Below are 3,340 nucleotides of genomic sequence, written 5' to 3' on the forward strand. Positions count from 1 at the left end.
CCGGGCGTCCCTGGCGCGGGCCTTGAGGGCCCGGACGACGCCGTCGCGGCCCTCGGCGACCAGCCGGCGCAGCGGGGCCGGGTGCCCGTCGGCGGCCAGCCACGCGTCGGTCGCCGCCACGGTCTCCTCCTCCACCAGGTACGTCGGGTACGCCAGCTGCGCGAACTCCTGCGCCGGCTCGCTGTCCCGGCTGGCCCACACCTGACCCACCGCGGCGAAGTACTTCTCCCGGTACGGCGCGGTCAGCTCGACCTGCGCCGCGTGGGTGAAGCCCTGCAGCAGCGCCCGGTGCCGCCAGTTCGGCAGTGCCTCCGGCCCGGTCAGCTCCGCCCAGACGGCGGCCTTGTTCTCCGCCGTCGGCACCAGCGCGTGCGCGTGCGCCGCCTCCCGGTCGCCGCTGGCTGTCCGGTCGGTGGCCAGCTCGGCCTCGATCTCGGCGGGACCGGCCGCGCCGTTGGCGACCAGCGCGTCCAGCACCGTCCAGCGCAGCTCGGTGTCGACGGTCAGCCCGGCGGGGACGCCGCTGCCGGCCAGCCAGCCGCGCAGGGTCGCCAGGTCCTCGGCGGAGCGCGCCGCCGAGGCGTACGCCCGGGCCCAGGCGAGCTGGAAGCCGCTGCCCGGCTCGGCGGCGGCCAGCGCGGTGCGGGCGGTGCGGGCCAGCTCCGCCCAGCCGGTCGGCGCCCAGGCCGGATCGGCGTAGACGGTGAGCGTCGTGGTGGCCTGCCGCAGCGTCGCCGTGACCAGGTTGATGTCGGTCTCGGCGGGCAGCCCGGCCAGCACCAGCGCCACGTAGTCGCGGGCGGCCAGCTCGGCGTCCCGGGTCATGTCCCAGGCGGCCGTCCAGCAGAGCGCGCGGGCCAGCGACGACTCGAGCCCGGCGATGTGCTGCACCACGGTGGCCATCGACCGCTCGTCCAGCCGCAGCTTCGTGTAGGTGAGGTCGTCGTCGTTGAGCAGCAGCACGTCGGCGGCGCGTACGCCGCGCAGCTCGGCCAGCTCCGTCCGCTCGCCGGTCACGTCGACCTCGAGGCGCTCGCGGCGGACCAGCCGGCCGTCGGTCAGGTCGTAGAGGCCGACCCCGATCCGGTGCGTGCGCAGCGTCGGGTGCCCGGCCGGCGCCTCCTGGCGCACCACGACGTTCTCGTAGGCGCCGTCCGCCCCGATGGTCACCTCCGGCCGCAGCGTGTTGACCTGCGCGGTCTCCAACCACTGCGCGGCGAACTTGCGCAGCTCCCGGCCGGAGGCGGCCTCCAGCTCGGTGAGCAGGTCGTCGAAGGTGGCGTTGCCCCACGCGTGCTTGCCGAAGTACGCCCGCAGGCCGGCCAGGAACGGCTCCTCGCCCACGTACGCGACCAACTGCTTGAGCACGCTGGCGCCCTTGGCGTAGGTGATCCCGTCGAAGTTGACCTCGACGGCCTCCAGGTCCGGCATCTCGCAGTAGACCGGGTGGGTGGAGGAGAGCTGGTCCTGCCGGTAGCCCCAGTTCTTGCGGATGGAGAGGAAGGTCGTCCACGCCTCGCGGAACCGGGTCGCGTGGGTGTTGCACCAGTGGCTGGCCCACTCGGCGAACGACTCGTTCAGCCACAGGTCGTTCCACCAGCGCATGGTGACCAGGTCGCCGAACCACATGTGGGCCAGCTCGTGCAGGATCGTGTTGGCCCGCTGCTCGTACTCGAAGTCGGTCACCTGCGAGCGGAAGATGTAGTGCGCCTCGGCGTGCGTGACGCAGCCGAAGTTCTCCATCGCGCCGGCGTTGAAGTCGGGCACCCAGAGCTGGTCGTACTTGGGCAGCGGGTAGCGGACGCCGAACTGCTCGTGGAAGAAGTCGAAGCCCTGCTTGGTGATCAGGAAGAGGTCGTCCGAGTCCATGTACTGCGCCATGGAGGCGCGGCAGTAGGCACCCAGGTCGATGCCGTCGTGGCTGTCCCGCACCTCGTGGTACGGCCCGGCGCAGAGCGCGGTGATGTAGGTGCTCATCCGCACGGAGGTGGCGAAGTGCACCGTCTTGAGGCCCTCGCCCGCCGGCTCCTCGCGCTCCACCGGCATGTTCGAGACCACCTTCCAGTGGTCCGGGACGGTGGCGTGCCACGTGTAGACGCTCTTCAGGTCGGGCTGGTCGAAGCAGGCGAAGACCCGCTGCGCGTCCGCCGTCTCGAACTGGCTGTAGAGGTAGGTCTCGCCGTCGACCGGGTCGACAGTGCGGTGCAGGCCCTGCCCGCTGTTCGAGTACGCGAAGTCCGCGTCGACCACCAGCGTGTTCTCGCTGCCCAGCCCGGACAGCGTCAGACCCTTCTCCGCCGACCACCCGCCGAGGTCGACCGGGGCGCCGTTCAGCGTCGCCGACCGCACCGAGTCGGCGGCCACCTCGATGAAGGTGCTCGACCCCGGCTCGGCGCACCGGAACCGGATCTCGGTGGTGGATCGGAAGGTGCGACCCTCGGCCGCCTGGACGGCGGTCGAGAGGTCAAGACTGATGTCGTACCCGGTCACGTCGAGCAGGCGGGCCCGCTCGGTGGCCTCGACCTGCGTCAGGTTGCGCACTCCCGGCACTGTTCGTCTCCATCCCGTCTCGCCGTACGCCTCGTTGGCGCCGTCACCGACCGCTCGTGACGGCCGGATTCGAGTCTTCCATGCACGAACACCCCGCGGTGGGCGAGGTCACGCTCTCATTCCGGTGCCGGTCGATGGCCGGCGGGGTGAAGATCAGGGAAGGCGCCGGAGGCGGCGCCACCTGTCGTGAAGGGACCCACCGTGAGCGAGCGTGTCGCTGTAGACATGTGGTTCGACCCCATCTGCCCGTGGGCGTGGATCACCTCCCGCTGGCTGCTGGAGGTCGAGCAGGTCCGGGACGTGGACGTCCGCTTCCACGTGATGAGCCTGTCGGTGCTGAACGAGGGCCGGGAGGTGCCCGAGAAGTACCAGGAGCTGATGCGCACGGGCTGGGGCCCGGTGCGGGTCTGCATCGCGGCCGAGCAGCGGTACGGCCAGGAGGCCGTCCGGAAGCTCTACACCGCGCTGGGCACCCGGATCCACCTCGGGCAGGAGAAGCTCTCGCCGGAGCTGTTCGCGGCCGCGCTGGCCGACGCCGGGCTCGACCCGGCGCTGGCCGAGGCCGCCGAGAGCGCCGGTTACGACGAGGCGCTGCGGGCCAGCCACGAGGCCGGCATGCGCCCGGTCGGCACCGACGTCGGCACGCCGGTGATCCACGCGCCCGGCCCGGACGGCGGCACGATCGCCTTCTTCGGCCCGGTGGTCAGTCACGGCGCTGGCCGAGGTGAACGCGCTCGCCCCCGAGCTGGAGTACGCGGCCTTCCCGCCGGCGGCCCCGGGCCTCGGCGAG

2 protein-coding genes are annotated in these 3,340 nt (G+C 72.2%); one reads left to right on the plus strand and one right to left on the minus strand.

What is annotated here, in order from left to right; genetic code table 11:
• Positions 1 to 2,541: aminopeptidase N (pepN, locus tag AB0L34_RS33365; protein ID WP_363709613.1), on the minus strand; the 2,541-nt coding region annotated here is incomplete at its 3' end.
• Positions 2,542 to 2,751: 210 nt separating this feature from the next.
• On the opposite strand from pepN, the gene AB0L34_RS33370 reads away from it, so the two are divergent.
• Positions 2,752 to 3,340 (plus strand): DsbA family protein (locus tag AB0L34_RS33370; RefSeq protein ID WP_363709615.1); only part of this gene is annotated, 589 nt, incomplete at its 3' end.

Origin of the sequence: Micromonospora sp. NPDC052213, from assembly GCF_040679695.1 — a bacterium.
Classification (GTDB): domain Bacteria; phylum Actinomycetota; class Actinomycetes; order Mycobacteriales; family Micromonosporaceae; genus Micromonospora.